This is a genomic window from Specibacter sp. BI4 (assembly GCF_056680095.1).
Map to the genome: position 1 here is coordinate 3,513,298 of NZ_CM155265.1, position 23,535 is coordinate 3,536,832.

Consider the following 23,535-nt stretch of genomic DNA (forward strand, 5'->3'; position numbering starts at 1 on the left):
TCCCCTAACGTTGAAGGTCAACGAGCGTTGAAGTTCCGAGTGCTGTAATCAATGCCCGCTGGATCCGATGCCAAGGCAACCGCAGGAGAACCCATGAGCACAGGCCTGTACGGGGCAGATCCCGAGGAGTTGCGACAGTTTGCCCGGGAACTCGAGCATGCAAATACTGTGTTGCTGGCAGTCAAAAGCCAGTTGAGCGCCCGCATCAGCTCCAACTTGCGGTGGGAGGGCCCAGACGCGTTTGTCTTCAAGCACGCGTGGCAGTCCTCCTACGCACCCGTGATAGGCCAGGCGGCAGCCATGCTGGAAGCCACCGCGCACACCCTCCAGGCCCAGGCGTCCGAGCAGGAATCCGCCAGCAGTTAGTCCCTGCCCCGCTCCGCTGCCGTTCTTTGGCTGGCCTGCTCCGCTGCACTCCGCTGACTGGTGACCCCTCGTGCCCCGGCGCCATCCTTCCGAATGTCGGCCAGGGCCTGCCCGCACCATGCCAGCCACGACTGTTCATACGCAATCCCTGCCCGCAGCACAGCCAGTTGCAGCTCGTCCGCCGTGGACCGGTCCGCGCCCGCAGGAAAGTCTCGGCCGTCGATGGCCTCGTACCGTTGGAGCGTTTCCGCGTGCAGCCGTTGGTGCCGGCGCATTTCATCGGTGATGTCCACCGTCCCCAGAACTGCTGCTGCGCGCATTCGCACGAGCAGTTCGTCCCGGATGGGGCGCGGCCCGCCCTGCCCTGCGCACCAGTCCTGCAGCGCCGCGCGGCCGGGCTCCAGGACCTCAAAACGTCGTTGCTGCCCCCTGGCAGTGGGCAGTCCGCGGGCTTCGATCAGGCCGGCGGCTTCCATTTTTCCCAGCTCCTTGTAAATCTGCTGGTGCGTGGCCTGCCAAAAATGCCCCAGCGATTTGTCGAAGCGCCGCGCCAGTTCAGCCCCGGTGCACGGCTTTTCCAGCAGCGAGGTCAGGATGGCGTGGGTCAGCGACACTAGATTCTTGCTGCCAGGCGCGTGCCCTGGTCGATGGCCCGCTTCGCATCGAGCTCGGCCGCCACATCCGCTCCACCAATGAGATGCACGACGGCGCCCCCGGCTTCCAGCCCGGCCTGCAGCTCCCGGCGGGGTTCCTGGCCGGTGCACAGGATGACAGTGTCAACGGGGAGGACGGTGTCGGTGCCGTTGACGCGGAAGTGGAGCCCGGCGTCGTCAATCTTTTGGTATTCCACACCCGGCACCATTTGGACTCCCTTGGCACGCAAGGCTGTGCGGTGGATCCAGCCGGTCGTCTTGCCCAGGCCGGCACCCACCTTGGTTTCCTTGCGCTGGAACAAGCCCACGCGCCGGTCCGGACGGGGCGGGGCGGCGGTGGTGATGCCGCCGGCGCCGGTGTAGTCGGGGTCAATGCCCCACTCGCGGTAGAACTTTTCCGGGACCAGGGTGGCGCTGGTCCCGTGCGCGGTGATGTATTCGGCCACATCGAAGCCGATTCCGCCCGCCCCGAGAATGGCCACGTTGGTGCCGACGTCCTTCTTGTCGCGCAGCACGTCAAGGTAGTTCAGCACGCTGGGGTGGTCCACGCCGTCGAGCTCGGGTGTGCGCGGGGTGACGCCTGTGGCAAGCACGATCTCGTCAAAGTTTTCCGCCAGCAGTCCCGCCGCCGTGGCCCGGGTGTCCAGGCGCAGGTCGATGCCGCGCAATTGGATCTGGCGTCCGAAGTAGCGGATGGTCTCGTTGAACTCCTCCTTGCCGGGGATTTGCTTGGCAATGTTGAACTGGCCGCCAATCTCGCCGGCGGCCTCGACCAGCGTCACGGCGTGCCCTCGCTCGGCGGCCGTCACGGCAAAGGCCAGGCCGGCGGGGCCGGCGCCGACGACAGCTATCTTTTTGGGTTGGGCCGCTGTGTCGATGATGATTTCGGTTTCGTGGCAGGCCCGGGGGTTGACCAGGCAGGACGAGGTTTTGCCCACGAAGGTGTGGTCAAGGCAGGCCTGGTTGCAGCCGATGCAGCTGTTGATCTCGTCGCTGCGGCCGTCCCCGGCCTTGCGCATGAAGAATGCGTCGGCCAGGAAGGGCCGGGCCATGGACACCATGTCGGCGGTGCCGTCGGCGAGCAGTTGTTCGGCCACGTCGGGGGTGTTGATGCGGTTGGTCGTGATCAGGGGGATGCCCACCGAGCCCATGACTTTTTTGGTGACCCAGGCGTATCCGGCCCTGGGCACGGACGTGACGATGGTGGGGATGCGGGCTTCGTGCCAGCCGATGCCGGTGTTGATGATGGTGGCACCGGCCTTTTCAATGGCTTGTGCCAGGGTGATGACTTCCTCAAGCGTGGAGCCGTCCTCCACCAGGTCAAGCATCGAGAGCCTGTAGATGATGATGAAGTTCTCCCCCACGCGTTCACGGGTGCGGCGGACAATCTCCACTGGGAAACGCATGCGGTTTTCGTAGGAACCACCCCATTCATCGCTGCGGTGGTTGGTGCGGCGGACCACGAATTCGTTGATCAGGTAACCTTCCGAACCCATGATCTCGACGCCGTCGTAGCCGGCCGACTGGGCCAGTTCAGCAGCATGGACGAAGTCCTCAATGGTCTGTTCCACTTCGGCACCGGTAAGCGGCTGCGGTGTGAGCGGACTGATCGGGGCCTGGACCGCGCTGGGGGCCACCAGGTTCCGGTGCGATGCATACCTGCCAAAGTGCAGCAGCTGCAGCGCAATCTTGCTGCCCTCGGCATGCACGGCCGCGGTGACCACCCGGTGCTGATCCGCTTCTTCCTTGGTGCTGATCTTGGCGCCGCCCTTCATCGGCCGGCCGGCTTCGTTGGGCGAGATGCCTCCGGTGACCATCAGGGCCACTCCCCCGCGGGCACGCTCAGCGTAGAACGCCGCCATGCGCTCGAAGCCGCCGGGGAGCTCTTCAAGTCCGACGTGCATGGAGCCCATCAGCACCCGGTTGGGCAGGGTGGTGAATCCAAGGTCCAACGGGGCAAACAGGTGGGGGAACTGGCCAGCATTCATTCATGAACTCCTTTTTGCAACAAGTTGCATAATCGTAGCGCAGAAAACACCGCTGCAGGGATTTTTGTTTTTATTTGCGCCCTTGTCAGGATGCCGTCACTGCAGCACTAGAACAGGACGGTGGCGAAGGTCCCGACCTGCGTGAAGCCGACGCGTTTGTACACGGCGCGCGCCTTGGTGTTGTAGTCGTTGACGTACAGGCTGGTGATGGGCGCGTGCGCCTGGGCCAGCAGGACCACGGCCGCCATGTAGCCGGCGCTGAGTCCGATGCCGCGGTATCTCGGGTTCATCCAGACACCTTGGATCTGGGTGGCGAACGTGGTGGCCGCGCCGACATCGGCCTTGAAAATGACGGCACCGTCGGGTTCGTCGTGGCTGAAGGAGTAGCCGTGGCCGATCAGCCAGGCGACGCGGCGGCGGTAGTTGCCGTCCCCGCCAAGGAACGGCGAATACCCCACCTCCTCTTCAAACATCGCTGCGGCGGCGACGAGGATCTCATCGAACTGGCTGCTGACACTCACCGTCAGGGCGGGGTTGGCCGCCACAAGCGGCGGTCCGGTTATGGTCAGCAGCGGCTGGTTGGCACGAATTTCCTGCGCTGTGATACCAGCCTTGCGCAGCACATCCATGAGGGCAAGGGTGGCCTCGGCCGGCCCAAAAATGGAGGCGTGCGGCTGCCAATGGGCAACGATCCACTGGCCAAAACTTGCAGCCTGCACGGCCGTGGCCTCTACGGGGACCACATTGGAGCCGACCCAGCAGGCGGCAGCCAGCGTCACGCCGTCGTCCGCAAAATAACCCAACATGTCCGCGCCGGGGAAAGGTGGCACGGCGCTGTTGTTCTGGTTGATGAGCGTGTCAACGAAGACGTTGGCCACGCGGTCGCGCGCGACCAAGGCCCGGAGCGCGTCCGTGTCCGCGTGGACCAGGACGCGCACCGGCTCGCGATGCGCCCTTTTAGGAAACGCTGACCACGGGGCCACCCTGGAGAGTCGGGTCATCCGCGTCGGACTCCATCTCTTCGGCAAGTCTCATTGCTTCTTCAATGAGTGTCTCAACAATTTGGTCTTCCGGGACAGTCTTGATGACTTTTCCCTTCACAAAGATTTGTCCCTTGCCGTTGCCCGAAGCAACACCCAGGTCTGCTTCGCGGGCCTCACCGGGACCGTTGACAACGCAGCCCATGACGGCCACGCGCAGCGGAACTTCCATGCCTTCGAGGCCGGCGGTGACTTCCTCAGCCAAGGTGTACACGTCAACCTGGGCGCGGCCGCACGACGGGCAGGAAACGATTTCCAGCTTCCGCGGGCGCAGGTTCAGCGACTGCAGGATCTGGTTCCCGACCTTGATTTCCTCCACCGGCGGGGCCGAAAGAGAGACGCGAATGGTGTCGCCGATGCCCTTGGCGAGCAGCGCGCCAAATGCGGTGGCGGACTTGATGGTGCCCTGGAAGGCTGGTCCGGCCTCGGTCACGCCAAGGTGCAGGGGCCAGTCGCCCTGTTCGGCGAGCATTTCATAGGCGGCCACCATAATGACGGGGTCGTTGTGCTTGACGGAGATCTTGAAGTCGTGGAAGCCGTGTTCCTCAAACAGGGAGGCTTCCCAGACGGCAGATTCAACCAAGGCTTCGGGGGTTGCCTTGCCGTACTTTTTCATGATGCCGGGCTCCAGCGAACCTGCATTCACGCCGATCCGGATGGACGTGCCATGGTCCTTTGCCGCCTTCGCAATTTCCTTGACCTGGTCATCAAACTTGCGAATGTTTCCGGGGTTCACCCGCACGGCGGCACAGCCAGCCTCGATGGCTGCGAAGACGTACTTCGGCTGGAAGTGGATGTCGGCAATCACGGGGATCTGCGACTTGCGGGCAATGATCGGCAGTGCATCGGCATCGTCCTGGGCCGGACAGGCCACGCGCACAATGTCGCAGCCAGACGCCGTGAGTTCAGCAATCTGCTGCAGCGTGGCGTTGATGTCGGTGGTCTTCGTGGTTGTCATGGATTGTACGCTGATGGGCGAATCCGAACCCACACCCACCGAGCCGACCTTGATTTGCCTGGTCTTGCGCCTGGGCGCTAGCACTGGTGGTGGCAATGGCGGCATGCCAAGACTGACGGAGGTCAAAATATGCTCCTTGGAGTTCATTTATCAAATAATGCGGCAGTTGCACCGGTTTGTGGCGCCACTAAGGAAACCCGCAATATCTATCTTTGATTGTAGGCTCGATCCCCGTCCGGCGAGGACCAATGAGGTTTATCCCACGAAGCGGCTGAGTTGGCCAATCACAGGATTCCAGCCGGAAATCTTCAAGCCGGTGACACCGCCGCCAATTGTCATTGGATCCTGCGAAACAAGGTTCTGCACGGCAGTTTCATTCTCTGCACGGAAAATCAGCAACGCGCCTGCCCCGTCAGCATAGGGACCTGAGGCCAGCAACACTTCAGCCTCGGCCTGGGCGGCCAGCCATTCCCTGTGTTTGGGGCGGTGTTCGGTGCGGGCGGCTTCGGCTTCTGGACCATAAATGTATTCGACAGCGAAAATAGACATGGCTTCACCTTATAACAGGAGCACTTTTGCCAGTACCGCAACACTGGCCGACCACAGCATGGACGCCAGCGTGCCGATGATGAACCGTTCGCTGGCGGCGGGTGTGTCCTTCAGCTCCGGATACCTGCCCAAGCCCTTGATCGCCACGACATAGGCGATTGCCACAGGCTGGCCTGAGAAGATGGCCACCGCCACGGCCGCGCGTTCAAGAAAACCGATGAGCAGCCCGCCGCGCAGGACTTCGACCTGGGGGCTCGCGGCAGCTGATTCGGGCGGTGCGGGGTTTCCGGGCAGGGCATCTGGATCCGACTCGGGCGCTGCCTCCGGCGGGAACTCTTCGCGCAGCACCGGCACAAGCTCCGGTTCCGGCTCCACTGTCAGCGCAGCCGGTTCCGAGGCCGTGGCCGGCCGAGGCTCTGGCTCCGGGCCCGGTTCCCCTGGCAGCGCGGCCGACACAGCAGTTTGTGTGGAACCTGGCGCGGCTTCGCCGCTCTCGGCTGCATCAACGGCACGAACAGTCTTGGACTTGGCGAATCTGAGCATCCCGGCTGTCACCGGCCAGCCGCCAATGACGGCGACGGCAAGCGCGGCAGCTATCCAAATCGCGTCCATGTGTCCTCCTTGCGCCAGCGGGACTCGTTGGCAGCCGCTGGCATCGCCGTTGATTTCAAACTAGCTGGTGCCACCGACATTCATGGCGCGCGTTGCGTGGTCAAGAAGCAGGATTGCTGCCCGGCGCCCATTTCGCTCCTCCACCGTCCCGGAGCGCAGAATGGCTTTGCTGACCGCCTGCGGACTGATTCCCAATTGCCTGGCCACGTCTTTCTGGGCAGCGCCGGGAGCTGTATTCAAAGCGTCGAGGACCCGCCATTCAGCATCAGACCTGCGCCGCACCACATCACCAAACAGGACCAGAACAGCTTCAGCCGATTCGACCCACGGGGCGGCTTGGTCAACGGCGGAACGCACACAGAGTGGCACCCGATCGCCAGTTCTTTTGGCTGCATCGATGGCTTCACGGGCGGCGATGAATGCGTTGCCGGCTCCCTCGCGGGAGCTGGCTGGAACGGGAAGCTCCATGACACCGACGCCAATGCCGATGTACCATTCCTGCTCCCGCAGAACCCTGGCCACCGTTTCAACAACCGCGCCGGGATCCTCGATGACGCCCTGCACTTCATCTCCGACGGAGCGTTCGAAGGGCAGAACGGTGTCAATGTCGGCCAGCAGCCCCAGCAGCCGTGGGACCTTGTCGCCGTGGGTTCGACTTCCGCGCTGGTCGATCGTGAGAACAAACATGACTCAACCATAATTGATTGTCTATCGATAATCAACCATTTTTGGATGTTGAGCGGATGAGGTGATCTGGCCTGAGAACGGCCCCACACCACGAAACAGCGTCTGGGCCGCAATACAGCTGTTGCCCATCAGCTGATTCACGGCCAAAGCGCTGTTGCGTGAAAATGTCGGCTCTTGAGCGCCACGTGCGCAGCGGGAAGTGTCAGGCCGCTGTGGACAGCCGCGCTGCCCGCTTCGCCGCCGCCATGACAGCATTGATTCGTCTCAGCAGATCACGGGGGTCGGCGAGGTCGTGCCAATCGATCCTGATAAACCGCCATCCTTGTTCGATCAGCAAGTTCTCTCGCCGCCGTTCATCTCGGAGTACGAGGACCGTCGGCCTGAATTCGTAGTACTTGTAGTTGCCATCAAATTCAAGGATCAGTTTGATCTCCGGCCAGGCAAAATCCGCGCGGTAACGGGTGAAGTTCGCTGTAATCCACAGTTGCAACACGGGTTCCGGCAGGCCCATGGCGGCAAGAAACAGCCGTGTTCTTGTCTCGCCGGGTGATTCAGCCAAGCCATTCAGCGCGGCCAACACCCTCCGTGCCTTTCTTGCCCCTGGCTTACCCGCCAGGGATTCCACCATCGAGTTCATTGTTTCCAGGTTGGCGCCCTTGTACAACGCGCTGTCGCCAATAATGACTGCTTCGACAAAACCACCAAACCGGGCGCAGTCCACAACAGTGCGTTCCATGGACGTGACAAGGACGGAACGACCGTCTTTGAAGGACTTCGAATTGATCTCGACAGGCTCCAAAGGCAGGCCATGGAAGCGGACATCCGGTGCCGTCCCCTCCCCCGCCGGTGAGGTTTGGCAGGTCAGGTGAACCCGCGCATCACAGTTCCACACTGAAAGACCCAGCAACCGGGCAGCGCTGAAGTGTGAATAGGTATGCGTTCCCGTTGTCGAAACAATGTGGGCCCACAAGCGCATTTTGTTTTGCTCCCATGGCTTCAACAGGTTCCACGTAGCGGCGCGTACATAGGCGCCCCGGCGCAGCCTGAGCACCAGCCTCAATGCAACGGCCCTCGTCAACTGCCTGTCCCCACAACCAGCATCGGCCAATTGCCCCGTTGTGGCCACAGGGGCATCGGCCGGCCAGCATTCATTGACGTGTGCGAGCAGCTTTTCCTTGTCCATGACTCATTCTGCTGACTAAAGCACGGCCGCAGGAACCCTGAAATACGATTCTGTGGATAAGACAGCCGTAGCCCCCGCTGTGGGGGAATGAATTACGGACCCCCAAATCGCAGAGCAGCGCCTGAGCCGTCTCTCAGCTGTTGGGCAACAGCTGATAGACGGCTCAGGCGCTGAATCATGGGAAACGTGCCAGACAAGCGCGGCTCAGGCGCTGAATCATGGGAAACGTGCCAGACAAGCGCGGCCCAGGCGCTGATTCACGGGGCAGAAGCCCGCCACACGGCAGGGGCCAGGAGGGAGCGCCTAGCCGAAGAGGTTCACCGGTTTGACGATGTCTGCATAAATCAGCAGCGCCCCCATGGCCATCAGCACCACTGCCGCCACATAGGTGACAGGCAGCAGCTTCGCGATATCGAACGGGCCCGGATCCTTGCGCTTGAACACCTTGGCGAAAGTGCGCCGCACGCCTTCATAGAGTGCACCCAGGACGTGTCCGCCGTCGAGCGGGAGCAGCGGAATGAGGTTGAAGACGAACAAGGCCAGGTTCACTCCGGCGAGCAGCCCTGTCAGCGTCGCCACGCGCGAACTCAACGGGACTTCCTCCATGGCGGCCACCTCACCTGCCACCCGCCCGACACCCACGACGGAGATGGGACCGTTTGGATCACGCGGTTCGGAGCTGAAGGCGGCTTGTGCAACGCCCGCAAGTTTTTGCGGCAGCTGGAATACCACTCCCCCGATTTGCGCAACGTTCCTGCCCACGGCCGGCAGCACTGCCGACGCCGGTTCCCGCACCAGTGCGGACGTTGGCCCAATGCCGAGGAATCCTGCCTGCACGGTGACAGCAGTGCCTGCAGCATCCACTTCCGCAATGCCGTTGGCGTTGAGGACGGGCCGCGCAGTCAAGACCGGCGTGATGGTGGTGCTGATAGTCTCGCCGGCGCGTTCATACACCAGGGACACATTCTTGCCGGCGGAGGCCCGCACCCGCTCGGTGAACGCATTCCAGTCGGTGACCGGCTGGCCGTCGAAGGACTTGATGGAGTCGCCCGGCTGCAATCCGGCCGCCGCGGCGGGCGTCTTGGTGCAATTCGCCAGGTCGGCTGGCACAGCTTCGCCGTAGGCCACCTGGCAGGCGTTGACCTCCGCCAGAGTCGTGGTGGCCTGGGCCGTGCCAAAGCCCATCAGCAGGACACCCATGAGGACGATGCCAATGAGCAGATTCATGAACGGCCCGCCGAGCATGATGATGATCTTTTTCCACACGGGAAGCTTGTAAAAGACACGGTTGGAGTCGTCCGGGCCCACCTCTTCATGGGCAACGCTGCGGGCCTCGCTGGCCAGGGTTTGGAACATGCCGGTGCTTGAGGGCCTGACGCTGCCGTCGACGGGGTTCGGCGGGTACATGCCGATCATCGCCACGTAGCCGCCGGCCGGAATCGCCTTGATCCCGTACTCTGTTTCACCCTTTTTTCGTGACCACATCGTCGGCCCGAAGCCGATCATGTACCGCGTGACACGGACTTTGAACAGTTTCGCGGGCAGCAGGTGGCCCACCTCGTGCAAGGCGATGGAGACGGCAATGCCAACGGCCACGAAGACCACTCCGCCAATGAAAAGCAATACAGTCACAATTTACCTTCTGCTATCGGTCATTCTCTGCACTGGCGGCCAGCAGCTGCTGTGTCCGGGCGCGTGCCCACACTTCAGCATCCAGCACTGATTGGAGCGTCAGCTGCGAGGTGGGTGTGTGTTCACTGAGTACTTGCGCAATGGTGTCCACAATGTCCAGAAAGCCTATCCGTCCTGCATGGAAAGCGTGGACGGCTTCCTCGTTGGCAGCGTTGTACACGGCCGGGCAGGTATTTCCCCGTCGTGCCGCGTCCTTGGCAAGTTCGACGGCGGGAAAGGCCACGTTGTCCAGTGGCTCGAACGTCCAGGTGGCCGCCTTCGTCCAGTCACAGGGTGTTGCCGCTCCGGGCACCCGCTCGGGCCAGCCCAGCCCCAGAGCGATGGGCAGGCGCATGTCGGGCGGGGACGCCTGGGCAATCGTGGAGCCGTCGGTAAACTCCACCATTGAATGCACCACCGACTGCGGATGCACCACTGCCTCAATCCGGTCCAGCGGAACATCAAAGAGCAGGTGGGCCTCGATGACCTCCAGCCCCTTGTTGACCAGGGTGGCCGAGTTGGTGGTGACCATGGGGCCCATGGACCAGGTGGGGTGCTTGAGCGCCTGCGCAGGCGTGACGTCCGCCAGTTGCTCGCGGGTCCTGCCACGGAACGGCCCGCCAGAGGCCGTGACAATCAGCTTTGCAACTTCACCGGCTGTGCCCGAGCGCAGCGCCTGGGCCAGCGCCGAGTGTTCTGAATCCACGGGCACCAATTGCCCCGGCGAGGCAGCCGCCTTGACGAGCTCCCCGCCCACAATCAGTGACTCCTTGTTGGCCAACGCCAGAATGGCGGGAGTGGCCAGGGCGGCCAGGGTCGGCGCCAGACCGATGGATCCGGTGATGCCGTTAAGCACGACGTCGGCCGCGTCACCAGTGCCCGCACCCCACGCGGCGATGGCTGTCGAGGCGTCCGGGCCTGTCAAAATCTCAGGGGCGAAGCCTGCCAAGCCGGCGGCAGCGGCACGGGAGTCAATCAGGGAACGCAGGGTCCCGGCGTCGTCCGCGGAAATGCCAACTGCCAACACCCGCAACTGCACCGCCTGTTCGGCCAGCAGCTCGAGATTGCCGCCGCCGGCGCTGATGGCAGTCACGCTGAATCGCGGGTCGCCTTCGGGAAAGGTGGCCTGTTCGACGACGTCAATCGCCTGGGTGCCGATGGAACCTGTTGAGCCAAGAATAATAACTTTACGATGCGCCATGCCTCCAAGTATTCCGCACTTAGGCTGCGGGCGTCACCACAGGCCGCGTTCCTCGGCGGCGCGGCGGATGCTGGCGAGTGCCGCAAAAAGCTGTGCCTGCTGTTCGGGGGCCAGGGGGTCGAAGATGGTTTCGCGCACCATGGTGACGTGGCCGGGGGCTGCGCCGTGGACCTTGTCCCAGCCGGCATCGGTCAGGGCGATGTCCTGGCCGCGGCCGTCGGCGGTGGCGGCGCAGCGTTGGATGAGCCCGCGGGTTTCCATGCGGCGCAGCAGGTGGGACACCCGGGAGCGTTCCCACCCCAGCTTGGCCGCGAGGTCCCCCGACCGCACGACCTTGTCCGGCGATTCCGAGACGACGGCCAGGATGGAGTACTCCACGCCGGAGACGTCGGAGTCCTGGAGGAGCTGGCGGTCGATGGCGCGTGGGAGGCCCTTGGCGAATTCGCGCAACGCCAGCCACAGCTCCTGTTCCTGCGTGCTGAGCCAGCGCGTTTCCGCAGACGGGTGCTCCCCGGGAGCCTTCTCCGGACTTTCCACCGGCATCTTCGTGCCCACCGTTTCGTTGCTGCGCATTGCCTTCCCCACATCCCTTCACATTAGTTGACATATCAAGTATCTCTGCTCCATGATGGAAACAGCAAGTTTTAGTTGACACGTCATTTACTAATGGTGACGGGTTGCTCACTTTCAAGGAGAAGACACATGACCAGGATCGCCATCGTCACCGGTTCCACCCGCCCCGGCCGCAACAACACAGGTGTTGCAGAGTGGGTTTTGGCCCAGGCCCAGCTGCGCGGGGACGCCAACTACGAGATCGTTGACATCGCGGACTTCAATCTGCCGCTCCTCGATGAGGCGTACCCGGCCGCTTACCAGAACTACCAGAACGACCACACCAAGGTCTGGGCGGCGAAGATGAACGAGTTCGACGGCTACATCTTCATCACCGGCGAATACAACCACTCGGTCCAGCCGGCCCTGGCCAACGCCATCTCCTACCTGAACGCAGAGTTCAGCAACAAGGCTGCCGGCATGGTCGGCTACGGCTCCGCCTTCGGCGTCCGCGCCATGGAGCACCTGCGCGGCATCCTTTCCGAGCTGCAGGTTGCCCACGTCCAGAAGACCGGCATGTTCTCACTGTTCAGCGACTTCGAGAACTTCGCCACCTTCAAGCCCACTGAGCAGCAGGCCGCCTCGGTTGAGCCCATGATCGACCAGCTCATCTCCTGGACCCACGCCATGAAGACGGTTCGCGAAGGCGCCCTCGTTAACGCGTAGTCCCACCACCTTCGGAACGCTCGCGCATATACGGGGCATTATTTCGGAACGCTAGCTCAGTTATGTCGGGATTTGCCCGAGCGGCATTGCATTCTGAGCAAATTAAAGACGATGGCGGGTGGTCACCTTTCAAGGTGACCACCCGCCATCGTGCTTTAACTTCCCTGCTGGGCCACAAAAATGCTGCCCCTGCGCTGGGTGTCGAAATCCCCGCGCCGCGCACCAGCCAAAGAAATGTGCCGTCAACATCGCAGTGCACCCCTCCCCCGCGCCCGTAACTGCGCGAGCGTTTGGAAAAAACGCCCCGTAACTGCGAGAGGGTTGGGAGTGGGGCAGATCGGGTCAGGGGATGGCGCGGCGCAGTGTTTGTTGGGCATGGAGCAGGATGGGGCCGTCGACCATCTGGCCATTGAAGGCAAACACGCCTGTGCCCGCGGCGTCCGCGGCAGCCAGGAGCTCCTGCGCCGCAAGCACCTCGTCGATGCTGGGCTTGTACGCGGCCCGAATCACCGCGACCTGGGACGGGTGGATGGAGGCCTTCGCGCCAAAGCCGCTGGCCACGGCGTCCTCCGCTTCATCGGCCAGCCCCTCGAGGTCGGCAAAGTCGGCGTAAATGGAGTCGATGGCCACCTTGCCGGCAGCCCCGGCCGCCAGCAGCAGCTGCGAGCGCGCATGGGTTGCCACGGCCCGGTAGCTTCCGGCGCGGGCCCCGGCTGTGAAGCGGCTCGAGGTCCCGCCCAGGGATGCCACGAGGTCCTCGGCGCCCCACATCAAGGCCACCACATTGGGCAGCTGCGCCAGTGTCGGCGCAGCCATTATGCCTGCGGCGGACTCGCAGAGCACCACCACGTTGTATTCTGCGAGCGCAGCGACCGCTTCAACGTCGGCGGCCTTCGCCACCATGATGGTGTGAAAGCTGCTGCGCGCCACGGCTGCCAAGTCCAGGCGGGCGTCGTCGGTGTCCAGTGCATTGATGCGCACCATGGTGGTTGCCGGGTCGAGCGTGTTGGCTGCCATGTTTTCCCGGGCCGCCGCCTTGGCGTCCGGGGCGACTGCGTCTTCGAGGTCGATGATGACCGCGTCGGACCTGCCGGCAGCCTTGGTGAACCGTTCGGGCCTGTCGGCCGGCGCAAACAGCAGTGCCGGCCCCATGGTGAATTCTCTGCTCGGAGAGATGGCGTGCTCCTAATTTCTCGTGGCGGGTTCGTCGCTGGCATGTCCAGGTCGTGCCGGCCCTGCCAGGGCGAAGACTAGCTTGTTGGCAGACGCCAGAACAGTGCGGTCCTGCTGGCTCGTCCAACCACGACGCCGGATTGGTTGCGCCCGGTGTGGACCAGTGTCACAATACCTTGGCCGGGCCGGGACGCTGAGAGCCGCTTGTCAGTCACCTCTGTCTCCGTGTACAGGGTGTCGCCATGGAATACCGGGTGCGGAAACGAGATCTCGCTCATGCCCAGTTGTGCCACGATGGTGCCCTGGGTCAGCTGGGCCACTGACTGGCCCACCATGGTTGACAGCGTGAACATTGAATTCATGAGACGTTGCCCAAAGGGCTGGCTCTCGCTCCAGGCAGCATCGAGGTGCAGCGCCTGGGTGTTCATGGTCATGGTGGTGAACAAGACGTTGTCGGTTTCAGTCATGGTGCGCCCGGGCCGGTGCTGATACAGCACCCCAATCTCGAGCTCCTCAAAGTAGAGCCCGCGCTGGGTCACCACAGTAGGAGCCGTCGGGGCAGACTGGGCGGTGGCAGCCGCGGGGTTCGGCTCCCCTGCCTGTCCGACACTCATACGTTGTCCAGATCGTGCATCTCGAGGTTCAACGGTGCGCCGGTGGCGGCCACGATCTGCTCGACGGTGACGTCCGGGGCCAGTTCCTTCAGGACAAGGCCGTCGGGGGTTACTTCAATGACAGCCAGGTCGGTGACAATCAAGTCCACACACCGCTTGCCTGTCAGGGGCAGCGTGCAGTCCTGCAGGATCTTGGGGGCGCCATATTTGTCCACGTGTTCCATCATGACGATGAGCTTCTTGGCTCCAAAGACCAGGTCCATGGCCCCACCCATGCCCTTGACCATCTTGCCCGGGATCATCCAGTTGGCCAGGTCGCCGTTTGCGGCCACCTGCATGGCGCCCAGGACGGCGACATCAACGTGGCCGCCGCGCACCATCCCAAAGGACAGCGCCGAATCAAAGAAGGCGGCGCCCTTGTTGACGGTGACTGTTTCCTTGCCGGCATTGATCAGGTCCGGGTCCACATCCGCATCAAGCGGGTACGGCCCGATGCCCAGCAGCCCGTTTTCCGAGTGCAGCACCACTTCCACCCCCTCGGGGATGTAGTTGGGGATCAGCGTGGGCATGCCAATGCCCAGGTTCACGTATTGCCCGTTGTGCAGTTCCCGCGCTACCCGCGCAGCCAACTCATTGCGTGTCAGTGCCATGGTCATGCCTCCTGTGCGGTTGCGGCGGCCGGGGTGGTGACCGTTCGTTTTTCGATGCGCTTCTCACTGCCGGGAGTGCCTGCCGGGACGTGGACGACGCGCTGTACAAAGATGCCCGGGACGTGGACATGCTCGGGATCCAGCTCCCCCGGCTCCACAAGCTCCTCAACTTCGGCGATCGTGATCTGCCCGGCCATGGCGCAGAGCGGGTTGAAGTTCATGGCTGTGGCGTGGAAGACCAGGTTCCCGTGCCGGTCCCCCTTCCAGGCGTGCACCAGCGCGAAGTCGGGCGTCAGGGATTCCTCCAGCACAAATTCGGCGTCGCCAAAGCTGCGCACCTCTTTCGGCGGCGAGGCAATGGCAACCCCGCCCGCGCCGTCGTACTTGCGGGGCAGGCCGCCCTCTGACACCTGGGTGCCCACGCCGGCGGCCGTGAAGAAGGCGGGGATGCCAGCACCGCCGGCCCGCAGCTTCTCGGCCAGGGTGCCCTGCGGGGTCAGCTCAACTTCCAGCTCGCCGGCCAGGAATTGGCGGGCAAACTCCTTGTTCTCCCCCACGTAGGAGGAGATGGTGCGGCGGATGCGGCCGTCGCCGAGCAGGATCCCCAGGCCCCAGTCGTCGACGCCGCAGTTGTTGGAAATTGTTTCCAGCCGGGACGTGCCGGCATCGTGCAGGGCCTGGATGAGCGCCACGGGGATGCCGCAGAGGCCGAAACCGCCGACGGCGAGGGAGGCGCCGTCGTGGATGTCATGGATGGCGGCGGCTGGTGAGGCAACTACTTTGTTGATCATGGCGGTGCCTTTCTGGCGGGCTACAAACCCAGTTCGCGGGCGATGAGCATCAGCTGGACTTCCGTGGTGCCTTCGCCAATCTCCAGGATCTTCGAATCGCGGTAGTGGCGGGCAACGGAGAACTCGTTAATGAACCCGTAGCCGCCAAAGACCTGCGTGGCATCCCGGGCATTGTCCATGGCCGCCTCGCTTGCGACCATCTTAGCGATGGCTGCCTCGGTCTTGAAGGGCTTGCCGGCCAGCATGCGGGATGCGGCGTCGTAGTAGGCCAGCCGGGCCACGTGCGCCCTGGACTGCATGCGGGCGATCTTGAACGAGATGCCCTGGTAGTGGCCGATGTTGTGCCCGAAGGCGCTGCGCTCCTTGGCGTAGCGGACGGCTTCGTCCACGCAGCCCTGCGCCGCTCCCGTGGCAAGGGCTGCGATGGCGATGCGGCCCTCGTCCAGGATGGACAGGAAGTTCGCGTAGCCCCGGCCGCGCCCGCCGAGCAGATTTTCCTCCGGCACATGGGCGTTGGCGAACGTCAGCGGGTGGGTGTCGGAGGCATTCCAGCCCACCTTGTTGTAGGCCTTCTCCACCGTGAACCCGGGCGTCCCGTTGGGCACGATGATGGTGGAGATTTCCTTCTTGATGGAACCGTTGGCCCGTTCGGAGGTGCCGGTGACGGCGGTGGCTGTCACAAATTTGGTGATGGACGTGCCGGAGTTGGTGATGAACTGTTTGGCCCCGTCGATGATCCATTCACCATTCTCCAGCCGCGCCTTGGTGGTCGTGCCCCCGGCGTCCGATCCGGCGTCGGGCTCCGTCAGGCCAAAGCCTGCGAGCGCCTCGCCGCTGGTCAGCGACGGCAGCCATTGCTCCTTCTGCGCCTGGGTGCCGAAGCGGTGCACGGGCATGGCCCCGAGTGAGACGCCGGCTTCAAGGGTGATGGCGACCGACTGGTCCACCCGCCCCAGCTGCTCCAGCGCCAGGGAGAGCGCGAAATAGTCCCCGCCCATGCCGCCGAACTCTTCCGGGAACGGCAGGCCGAACAAGCCCAGCTCCCCCATCTGCGCCACGATTTCATAGGGGAAGCTGTGTTCCTCGTCGTGTTTGGCTGACGCCGGGGCCACCACGTTGTCGGCAAAGTCCCGCACCATGTCGCTGAGGGCCTGGTACTCGTCGTTGAGTTCAAAGTTTGGCACGTCATTCCCCTTCGGGGCTTGTTGTTGAGTTGTCTTCCGGTGTGGGTTCGCCAGCGTCCGGGGTCACCGTCGCCACGACCTGGTCCGCCTTGACCAGTGCACCCACGGCGACTCCGATGTGCACCGTGCCGGCCATGGGTGCGGTGATCTGGTGTTCCATCTTCATGGCCTCGACCGCCAGCAGCACGGCACCGGCCTCGACCCTGTCCCCCGTGTTGGCGTTGACGACGGTGACGGTGCCGGGCATGGGGCTGCGCAGCTGCGGATCGGCCGCGGCGTCCTCGCGTTCAAGGCCGGCCAGCATGCGTGCGGTTGCCGCGTCGCGGTCGAGCCGTTCCAGCGCAATGCTCCAGCCGCCGGATCCCAGGAACACGGTGTCACCGCGCATGCCCACACTGTAGCCATCGAACGATCCGTGCACCTCCCGGCCGCTCTCGCCCAGGCCGTTGACGCGGACGACGCCGGGACCTTCCGTCCCACGGGTGGCCTGGGTGCCGCTGACAGTCACCACGCCGGTGCGGCCGGGTGCCGCCCAGGTGCTGCGCCACGGTGCGGCCTCGCCGAGCCGCCACCCGTCGGTCCTTTCCCACGGTCGAAGCGGCGGAGCTTCACCGAGCGCATTGGGCTTCGCGGCACCGACTGCACGGACCACGAGCGCTGCAGCGGCGTAGTCTCCGGCGCCGACTGTGCGAAACGCCATGTCGGGGAGTTTGCGTTCAATCATGTTGGTGTCGAGGCGGCCGGCCTGGACGTCCGGATCCCCCAGGAGCAGGCGCAGGTATTCCACGTTCGTGGGGACGCCGAGAACCACGTAGCCGGCAAGTGCGTCGTCGAGCCGGTCGAGCGCCTCCTGGCGGTCAGCACCCCACGCGATGACCTTGGCGAGCATGGGGTCGTAGTTCGCCGTGATCTCCAGGTTCCGTGCCAGGGAGCTGTCAACACGCACGCCGGGACGCAGCGCGACGGACTCATCCAGCGACACGATGGTTCCGGTGGCCGGGAGGAATCCCTCGGCGGGGCTTTCCGCATAGACGCGGGCCTCAACGGCATGGCCCTCCAGGGTGACGTCCGACTGGGCGAAGTCGAGCTTCTCCCCGGCGGCAATGCGCAGCTGCCACGCCACGAGGTCCAGGGATTCCCCGTTGACCCGGGCCACCATTTCGGTGACGGGGTGTTCCACCTGCAGCCGGGTGTTCATCTCCATGAAGAAGAACTCATCCGGGCGGTCGTCGGAGACAAGGAACTCCACCGTCCCGGCACCCGTGTAGTTGACGCTGGCTGCCGCTGCACATGCGGCGGCACCGATGCGCTCCCGGGTGGCCCCGCCGTCGGCCAATCCTGCCAAAAGCGGCGAGGGTGCCTCCTCAATGACTTTTTGGTGGCGGCGCTGCAGCGAGCATTCACGCTCGCCCAGGTGGATGACCTGGCCAAAGTTGTCACCCAGGATCTGCACCTCGATGTGGCGGGGATTGGCCACGAGCCGTTCCAGGAACAAGGTGTCGTCGCCAAAGGATGCGGCAGCCACGCGCCGTGCTGTGGCCAGGGTGGCCGGCAGCTCCTCAGCGGCGAACACGCTGTGCATGCCCTTGCCGCCGCCGCCGGCCGAGGGCTTGATGAGCAGCGGATAGCCGACGTCCGCGGCTGCCGCGATCAAGTCGGCATCCGTGAGCCCTGGTTGGGAGATGCCGGGCACCACGGGCACGCCGGCGGCGGCCACATGGTTTTTGGAGCGGATCTTGTCGCCCATGACGTTCAGGGCCTCAACATTGGGCCCGATGAACGTGATCCCAGCTGCCTCCAACGCCTTGGCGAAGTCGAGGTTTTCGGACAGGAAGCCGTAACCGGGGTGGACGGCCTGGGCGCCGGATACGCGGGCGGCCCCGATGACCGCCTCGATATTGAGGTAGCTCTCGGCTGCGGCGGCAGGTCCGATGCACAGCGCCAGGTCAGCCTCGCGCACGTGGCGGGCTCCGGCGTCGGCCTCTGAATACACGGCCACCGAGCGGACTCCCTGCAACTTCAGGGTGCGGATGACGCGGCAGGCGATCTCACCGCGGTTGGCGACAAGGACGGTGTCAAAAAGTGGTGTGTCAACGAGTTCAGTCATGGTGGCTCACATCCTAAAGAGGCCGAAGGCGGTCTCGGGCAGCGGGGTCCTGGCACAGACGTCCAAGGCCAGGCCGAGGATGGTGCGGGTGTCCGCGGGGTCGATAACGCCGTCGTCCCACAGGCGGGCGGTGGAATAGTAGGGGCTGCCCTGGTCCTCGTACTGGGCGAGGATGGGGGCCTTGAACGCAGCCTCATCGGCGGCGGACCAGTCATTCCCGCGCCGTTCGTGCGCATCCCGCTTGACGGTGGCCAGGACGGACGATGCCTGGTTGCCGCCCATGACCGAGATCCTGGCGGCCGGCCACATCCACAGGAATCGCGGGCTGTAGGCGCGCCCGCACATGGAGTAGTTGCCGGCGCCGAAGGATCCGCCCACGATCACAGTCAGTTTTGGCACCCGCGCCGTGGCAACTGCCGTCACCATCTTGGCGCCGTGCTTGGCGATGCCGCCGTGCTCGTAATCCTTGCCCACCATGAAGCCGTTCAGGTTTTGCAGGAAGACCAGCGGGATGCCGCGCTGGTCGCACAGCTCGATGAAGTGCGCACCCTTCAACGCGGACTCGCTGAACAGCACGCCGTTGTTGGCGACGATGCCCACCGGGTGGCCGTGCAGGGTGGCGAAGCCGGTGACGAGCGTGGTGCCGTAGTTCTTCTTGAATTCATGGAACTTGCTGCCGTCCACGAGCCGGGCAATGATCTCGCGGATGTCGTAGGGGGTGTTCAGGTCGGTGGGGACGGCACCGTAGAGCTCTGACGGCTCGACGGCGGGATTCTGCGGGGCGGTGAGCGCCCAGGCCGGTGCCGGATTGGGCGGGAGCGTGGCCACTATGTCGCGGATGATGGCGAGCGCGTGTTCGTCGTTCTCGGCCAGGTGGTCAACAACCCCGGAGATGCCGGCGTGGACGTCGCCGCCACCGAGCTCCTCTGCCGTGACGATTTCGCCGATGGCCGCCTTCACCAGCGGCGGGCCGCCGAGGAAGATGGTGCCCTGGTTGCGCACAATGACCGTTTCGTCGCTCATGGCCGGCATGTACGCCCCGCCCGCCGTGCAGGAGCCCATGACCGCCGCAATCTGCGGGATCTTGCGGGCGGACATTTGGGCCTGGTTGAAGAAGATCCGGCCAAAGTGCTCCTTGTCCGGGAACACCTCGTCCTGCTTGGGCAGGAACGCGCCGCCGGAATCCACCAGGTAGATGCACGGCAGCCTGTTCTCCAGCGCAATCTCCTGCGCCCGCAGGTGCTTCTTGACCGTCAGCGGGTAGTAGGTGCCGCCCTTGACTGTTGCGTCGTTGCACACGATCATGACGTGGCGGCCCGCAACCACCCCGATGCCGGCGATGACGCCGGCACCCGGGGACGCGCCGTCGTACATCCCATGGGCGGCGAGGGGGGAAATCTCCAGGAAGGGGCTGCCCTCATCGAGCAGGTGGTCGACCCGGTCCCGAGGGAGCAGCTTGCCGCGGGAGACGTGGCGTTCACGCGACTTTTCCGGCCCGCCCAGCGCCGTGGTGCGCAAATGCCCGCGCAGTTCCTCCACCAAGGCACGCTGCGCAGCGTCGTTGCGCGCGAACACCTCCCCCGCCGGTTCAACCTGGCTTTGCAAAGTCTCCATCGACCCCTCATTTGCTCAATCACGGCTACACTAAGTTAACAAGCACTAACTGAGTTTCAGGTTAGTCTGTGAATTCTGCGATGTCCAGCACAGGGGGAAAGATGAGTCAGCAACCGGCCACCACCCGCACCCAGGCCAAGGCCAACCGGCGCTCTGCCCTGCTCAATTCGGCGGCGTCCCTGTTCGCCCGGCGCGGCTTCAACGGTGTCTCGATTGAGGATTTGGGGGCGGCGGCGGGGGTGAGCGGGCCGGCCGTGTACAGACATTTCCACGGCAAGCAGGCTCTGCTGGGGGCCCTGCTGGTGGGTGTCAGCGAGGACCTTTTGGCGGGCGGATGCGCCGTCCTTGCCAACGAGCCCGACGCCGAGGCCTCCCTGCGCGCGCTCGTCGCCTTCCACGTTGACTTTGCCCTGACGAAGCCGGACGTCATCCGTGTGCAGGACAGGGACTTTGAGAGCTTGGGCACCGCCGACAGCTCAGCCGTCAGGTCATTGCAGCGCGCCTACGTGGAACTGTGGGTTGACGTGCTGGGCCGGTTGCTTCCGGACCATCCTGCTGCCGTCCGGCGGCTGCAGGCACACGCCGTGTTCGGCCTCATCAACTCCACCCCGCACAGTGTCCGGCTGCACGGGCTTCCGGCGGGACGCGCCGACGTTCCGGACGGCACGGCGCGTGCGGTGCTGGAGTCGATGGCGTGGGCTGGCCTGACGGGGCTTTAATCGACAGGGCTGTTGTGCCCGGGCCCTGTGTTCGGCCGGGCTCCCGTCCCCCTGCGGAAACCGGGGCACCAATGGACACAGCGGTTACACTGATGCCCATGAAGATCAGAGCCTGCACCGACGAAGACTGGCCCAGCATTTTCACCTTCTACAGTGCAACGATGGCAGCCGGGCAAACATATGCATTCCCCGACAATCAGACCCTCGAAGAGGCCCGGCCGTGGTGGATGGAACAGCCGCCCGGACAAACGGTCGTCGCCACCGAGGGTGTGGACATCATCGGATCTGCGAAGATGGGCCCCAACCGGCCCGGACGCGGGCAACACATCGCCACTGCCTCATTTTTGGTTGACCCACGTTATGAGCGCCAGGGTGTTGGGCGGGCCTTGGGCGAGTACGTCATCGACTGGGCCCGGCGTGAAGGCTATCGGGGCATCCAGTTCAACGCCGTTGTGGAGACAAACCACCCTGCGGTCCACTTGTGGCAGTCGCTCGGGTTTGAGATCGTCGGCACCGTTCCGAAGGCCTTTGACCATCCCGAAAAGGGATTGGTCGGCCTGCATGTGATGTATCAAGAGCTGTAGCAACGTCCCCTGTCGTTTCCGCCGCAGCGGAAAAACACAACGGCGGGCGCCCGGTTTCCCGGACGCCCGCCACATGAATCGGTTTGGGTTTTAGTGGGCCGCCACACCTCCATGATGGCCCTCGGTGCGCTCGTGCATGCTTGGTTGCAATGCCAGAACACCAGCGATCAGTGCCACGCCTCCGGCAATCCATGAAGTCCAGGTTGCTCCGGTGTGTGCTGTGTATCCGGCAATCCACGGGGAGACAAACAACAGGGCACCCAAAACCATCTGAACCCATTCAGCCACCGGCTGCCCGGGGCTCATCAGATTCCAGACGCCTGAGGCGATCAGCAGCACGCCGCAGCCAATCATCATGACCATGGAGCCCGACTGTTGCGTCGTCCACATTGTCGACAGTGCGGCAAACAGGCCTGCGATCACGGCAACATAGTCTTGCCAGCGATTCCACCTCTTCATTGATACCAACCTCCTTGACAGTTGGCTCCCTAACTGGGGGTCACCTCAAATATACGTCCGCCGTTCCCGGGGATCCATAGCCGTGAGGTTGCTTTTGGGTGCCATTTTAGCCAATCGCGAGGGCCATCGCCGGGTCGGCCATCACGGCTCCCACATCCGCGAGGAAGCGCGAGCCCTGTTCGCCGTCGACAAGCCTGTGGTCGAACGACAAGCTCAGCGTCATCACCTGCCGCAGGGCAATCCCGCCCTGATGTTCCCATGGCGTGTTGCGCACGGCCCCCAAGGCCAGAATGCCCGCCTCGCCGGGGTTGAGAATCGGCGTGCCGGCGTCGATGCCGAACACCCCGATGTTGGTGATCGAGAACGTTCCGCCCGACAGGGCCGCCGGCTGGGTCTTCCCTGCCCGCGCCGTCTCGGTCAGTTCACCCAGGGCTTCCGCCAGCCCGCGAAGTCCCAGCTTGTGCGCATCCTTGATGTTCGGCACCACCAGGCCGCGCGGCGTTGCGGCCGCAATGCCGAGGTTCACATAGTTGAAGCCCACCACTTCCTGCGCTGCCTCATCCCAGTGCGAATTCAGCGACGGCCTGCGGGCAATCGCCAGGTTCACGGCCTTCGCGGCCAGGGTCAAGGGGGTCACCTTCACGCCGGCAAACTCCTTCTGCGCGCGCAATCGCACCAGAAACTCCATGCCGGCCGTGACATCGACGGTCAAAAATTCGGTGACATGCGGGGCCGTGAAGGCACTCTCAACCATGGCCGCCGCCATGAACTTCCGCACCCCCTTGATGGGCGTGCGCACCTCCCGCTCTTCCTCGTCCGCCCGCACTGATGTTTCCGCGAACTTTTTCACCGACGACGGCGAACCCTCCGATGCGGCGCCGGGGGCTTTGTCCCCGGCAAAGGCAACGACGTCGTCACGGGTGATCAGCCCCCGCTCCCCCGAGCCGGCCAGCAGCGCCAGTTCAATGCCCAGGTCACGGGCCAGCTTGCGAACGGGCGGAGTGGACCGGGGCCTGTCCGCCTGCACCCGGAGCGACGCAGGCGGGGGCACATCAACGGGAGCCGGCGCCGGGGCGCCGACTGCGACAAAGGTGCGGACCCTGCGGACAGGGGCAGCCGACGATTCCGGATCCGCCCCGTAGCCGACCAGGGTGGGAACACGCTTTTGCGTTGCCTCGTCAGCGGCTGCCGGCGATGGCGGCGCTCCGGCTGAATCTGCAACGTCAAAGGCGATGATCACTTCACCGACTTCAACCACGGTGCCGGGTTCGTGGGTGATGGCTGTGACGACGCCGGCAAAGGGCGACGGCAGTTCGACGACGGCCTTGGCCGTCTCGACTTCGCCTATGACCTGGTTGAGCACCACCGTATCTCCCACGGCCACGTGCCAGCTGACAATCTCGGATTCGGTGAGGCCTTCACCCAGGTCGGGGAGCTTGAATTCAGCAATCATT

General features: G+C 64.1%; 24 protein-coding genes. 4 read left to right on the plus strand and 20 right to left on the minus strand.

The features are described from left to right. Positions 1-93: 93 nt before the first annotated feature. Positions 94-366, plus strand: coding sequence for a hypothetical protein (locus tag AC1L6K_RS16090; RefSeq protein WP_480949848.1), 273 nt, complete (start codon positions 94-96; stop codon positions 364-366). Here the strand turns inward: AC1L6K_RS16090 and AC1L6K_RS16095 are convergent. The 11 genes from AC1L6K_RS16095 to AC1L6K_RS16145 all read right to left on the minus strand — a co-directional run bounded on the left by AC1L6K_RS16095 (position 363) and on the right by AC1L6K_RS16145 (position 11,481). Continuing rightward, positions 363-980, minus strand: coding sequence for a PadR family transcriptional regulator (locus AC1L6K_RS16095; protein WP_480949849.1), 618 nt, complete (start codon positions 978-980; stop codon positions 363-365). The two genes, AC1L6K_RS16090 and AC1L6K_RS16095, sit on opposite strands and share 4 nt — an antisense overlap. Continuing rightward, positions 980-3,007 (minus strand): oxidoreductase, encoded by a 2,028-nt coding sequence (locus AC1L6K_RS16100; protein ID WP_480949850.1) that lies wholly within the window; start codon positions 3,005-3,007, stop codon positions 980-982. Before AC1L6K_RS16100 ends, AC1L6K_RS16095 begins: the two co-directional genes overlap by 1 nt. Positions 3,008-3,114: 107 nt before the next feature. Next, complete coding sequence (locus AC1L6K_RS16105; RefSeq protein WP_480949851.1) at positions 3,115-4,008, minus strand: GNAT family N-acetyltransferase; 894 nt, start codon at positions 4,006-4,008, stop codon at positions 3,115-3,117. Then, positions 3,965-5,131, minus strand: coding sequence for a flavodoxin-dependent (E)-4-hydroxy-3-methylbut-2-enyl-diphosphate synthase (ispG, locus tag AC1L6K_RS16110; RefSeq protein ID WP_480952796.1), 1,167 nt, complete (start codon positions 5,129-5,131; stop codon positions 3,965-3,967). Before ispG ends, AC1L6K_RS16105 begins: the two co-directional genes overlap by 44 nt. A gap of 129 nt (positions 5,132-5,260) precedes the next feature. Continuing rightward, the gene (locus AC1L6K_RS16115; protein WP_480949852.1) at positions 5,261-5,554 is read right to left on the minus strand and encodes a YciI family protein; all 294 of its coding nucleotides are present in this window, start codon (positions 5,552-5,554) and stop codon (positions 5,261-5,263) included. A gap of 9 nt (positions 5,555-5,563) precedes the next feature. Beyond that, on the minus strand, positions 5,564-6,166 hold the full coding sequence (locus AC1L6K_RS16120) for a hypothetical protein (RefSeq protein WP_480949853.1): 603 nt from the start codon (positions 6,164-6,166) through the stop codon (positions 5,564-5,566). Positions 6,167-6,226: 60 nt separating this feature from the next. After that, positions 6,227-6,853 (minus strand): MarR family transcriptional regulator, encoded by a 627-nt coding sequence (locus AC1L6K_RS16125; protein ID WP_480949854.1) that lies wholly within the window; start codon positions 6,851-6,853, stop codon positions 6,227-6,229. 202 nt (positions 6,854-7,055) lie between these two features. Beyond that, positions 7,056-7,961: a hypothetical protein gene (locus AC1L6K_RS16130; RefSeq protein WP_480949855.1), complete on the minus strand. Its 906-nt coding sequence runs from the start codon at positions 7,959-7,961 to the stop codon at positions 7,056-7,058. A gap of 378 nt (positions 7,962-8,339) precedes the next feature. After that, positions 8,340-9,671: a M50 family metallopeptidase gene (locus AC1L6K_RS16135; RefSeq protein ID WP_480952797.1), complete on the minus strand. Its 1,332-nt coding sequence runs from the start codon at positions 9,669-9,671 to the stop codon at positions 8,340-8,342. A 10-nt stretch (positions 9,672-9,681) separates the two neighbouring features. Further along, positions 9,682-10,908, minus strand: a complete 1,227-nt coding sequence (dxr, locus tag AC1L6K_RS16140; protein ID WP_480949856.1) for a 1-deoxy-D-xylulose-5-phosphate reductoisomerase — start codon at positions 10,906-10,908, stop codon at positions 9,682-9,684. 33 nt (positions 10,909-10,941) lie between these two features. Next, a complete protein-coding gene (locus AC1L6K_RS16145) occupies positions 10,942-11,481 on the minus strand; it encodes a MarR family winged helix-turn-helix transcriptional regulator (protein WP_480949857.1) in 540 nt (179 codons plus the stop codon). A 129-nt stretch (positions 11,482-11,610) separates the two neighbouring features. Here AC1L6K_RS16145 and AC1L6K_RS16150 point away from each other — a divergent pair, with 129 nt between their 5' ends. After that, positions 11,611-12,186 carry an NADPH-dependent FMN reductase gene (locus tag AC1L6K_RS16150; protein WP_480949858.1) on the plus strand — a complete coding sequence of 192 codons (576 nt, stop codon included), beginning with the start codon at positions 11,611-11,613 and terminating at the stop codon, positions 12,184-12,186. A gap of 342 nt (positions 12,187-12,528) precedes the next feature. Here AC1L6K_RS16150 and AC1L6K_RS16155 read toward each other — a convergent pair whose 3' ends face one another. From AC1L6K_RS16155 to AC1L6K_RS16185, 7 genes are all read right to left on the minus strand, one after another. Continuing rightward, positions 12,529-13,338 carry an HpcH/HpaI aldolase/citrate lyase family protein gene (locus AC1L6K_RS16155; RefSeq protein ID WP_480949859.1) on the minus strand — a complete coding sequence of 270 codons (810 nt, stop codon included), beginning with the start codon at positions 13,336-13,338 and terminating at the stop codon, positions 12,529-12,531. 98 nt (positions 13,339-13,436) lie between these two features. Further along, on the minus strand, positions 13,437-13,973 hold the full coding sequence (locus tag AC1L6K_RS16160; RefSeq protein WP_480949860.1) for a MaoC family dehydratase: 537 nt from the start codon (positions 13,971-13,973) through the stop codon (positions 13,437-13,439). After that, a complete protein-coding gene (locus AC1L6K_RS16165; RefSeq protein ID WP_480949861.1) occupies positions 13,970-14,623 on the minus strand; it encodes a CoA transferase subunit B in 654 nt (217 codons plus the stop codon). The genes AC1L6K_RS16160 and AC1L6K_RS16165 overlap by 4 nt, the downstream gene beginning before the upstream one ends. 2 nt (positions 14,624-14,625) lie before the next feature. Next, positions 14,626-15,414 (minus strand): CoA transferase subunit A, encoded by a 789-nt coding sequence (locus AC1L6K_RS16170; protein ID WP_480949862.1) that lies wholly within the window; start codon positions 15,412-15,414, stop codon positions 14,626-14,628. A 20-nt stretch (positions 15,415-15,434) separates the two neighbouring features. Further along, positions 15,435-16,598, minus strand: a complete 1,164-nt coding sequence (locus AC1L6K_RS16175) for an acyl-CoA dehydrogenase family protein (protein ID WP_480949863.1) — start codon at positions 16,596-16,598, stop codon at positions 15,435-15,437. A 1-nt stretch (position 16,599) separates the two neighbouring features. Further along, a complete protein-coding gene (locus tag AC1L6K_RS16180; protein WP_480949864.1) occupies positions 16,600-18,705 on the minus strand; it encodes an acetyl/propionyl/methylcrotonyl-CoA carboxylase subunit alpha in 2,106 nt (701 codons plus the stop codon). 6 nt (positions 18,706-18,711) lie between these two features. Further along, the gene (locus AC1L6K_RS16185; protein WP_480949865.1) at positions 18,712-20,319 is read right to left on the minus strand and encodes a carboxyl transferase domain-containing protein; all 1,608 of its coding nucleotides are present in this window, start codon (positions 20,317-20,319) and stop codon (positions 18,712-18,714) included. A gap of 101 nt (positions 20,320-20,420) precedes the next feature. Between AC1L6K_RS16185 and AC1L6K_RS16190 the strand changes: the two genes are divergently transcribed. Then, positions 20,421-21,038 (plus strand): TetR/AcrR family transcriptional regulator, encoded by a 618-nt coding sequence (locus AC1L6K_RS16190; RefSeq protein ID WP_480949866.1) that lies wholly within the window; start codon positions 20,421-20,423, stop codon positions 21,036-21,038. Positions 21,039-21,136: 98 nt separating this feature from the next. Further along, positions 21,137-21,622, plus strand: coding sequence for an N-acetyltransferase family protein (locus AC1L6K_RS16195; RefSeq protein ID WP_480949867.1), 486 nt, complete (start codon positions 21,137-21,139; stop codon positions 21,620-21,622). A gap of 90 nt (positions 21,623-21,712) precedes the next feature. Here AC1L6K_RS16195 and AC1L6K_RS16200 read toward each other — a convergent pair whose 3' ends face one another. Both AC1L6K_RS16200 and AC1L6K_RS16205 read right to left on the minus strand, forming a co-directional pair. Then, a complete protein-coding gene (locus AC1L6K_RS16200) occupies positions 21,713-22,081 on the minus strand; it encodes an SPW repeat protein (protein WP_480949868.1) in 369 nt (122 codons plus the stop codon). 106 nt (positions 22,082-22,187) lie between these two features. Then, positions 22,188-23,534, minus strand: coding sequence for a dihydrolipoamide acetyltransferase family protein (locus AC1L6K_RS16205; RefSeq protein WP_480949869.1), 1,347 nt, complete (start codon positions 23,532-23,534; stop codon positions 22,188-22,190). Position 23,535: the final 1 nt, after the last annotated feature.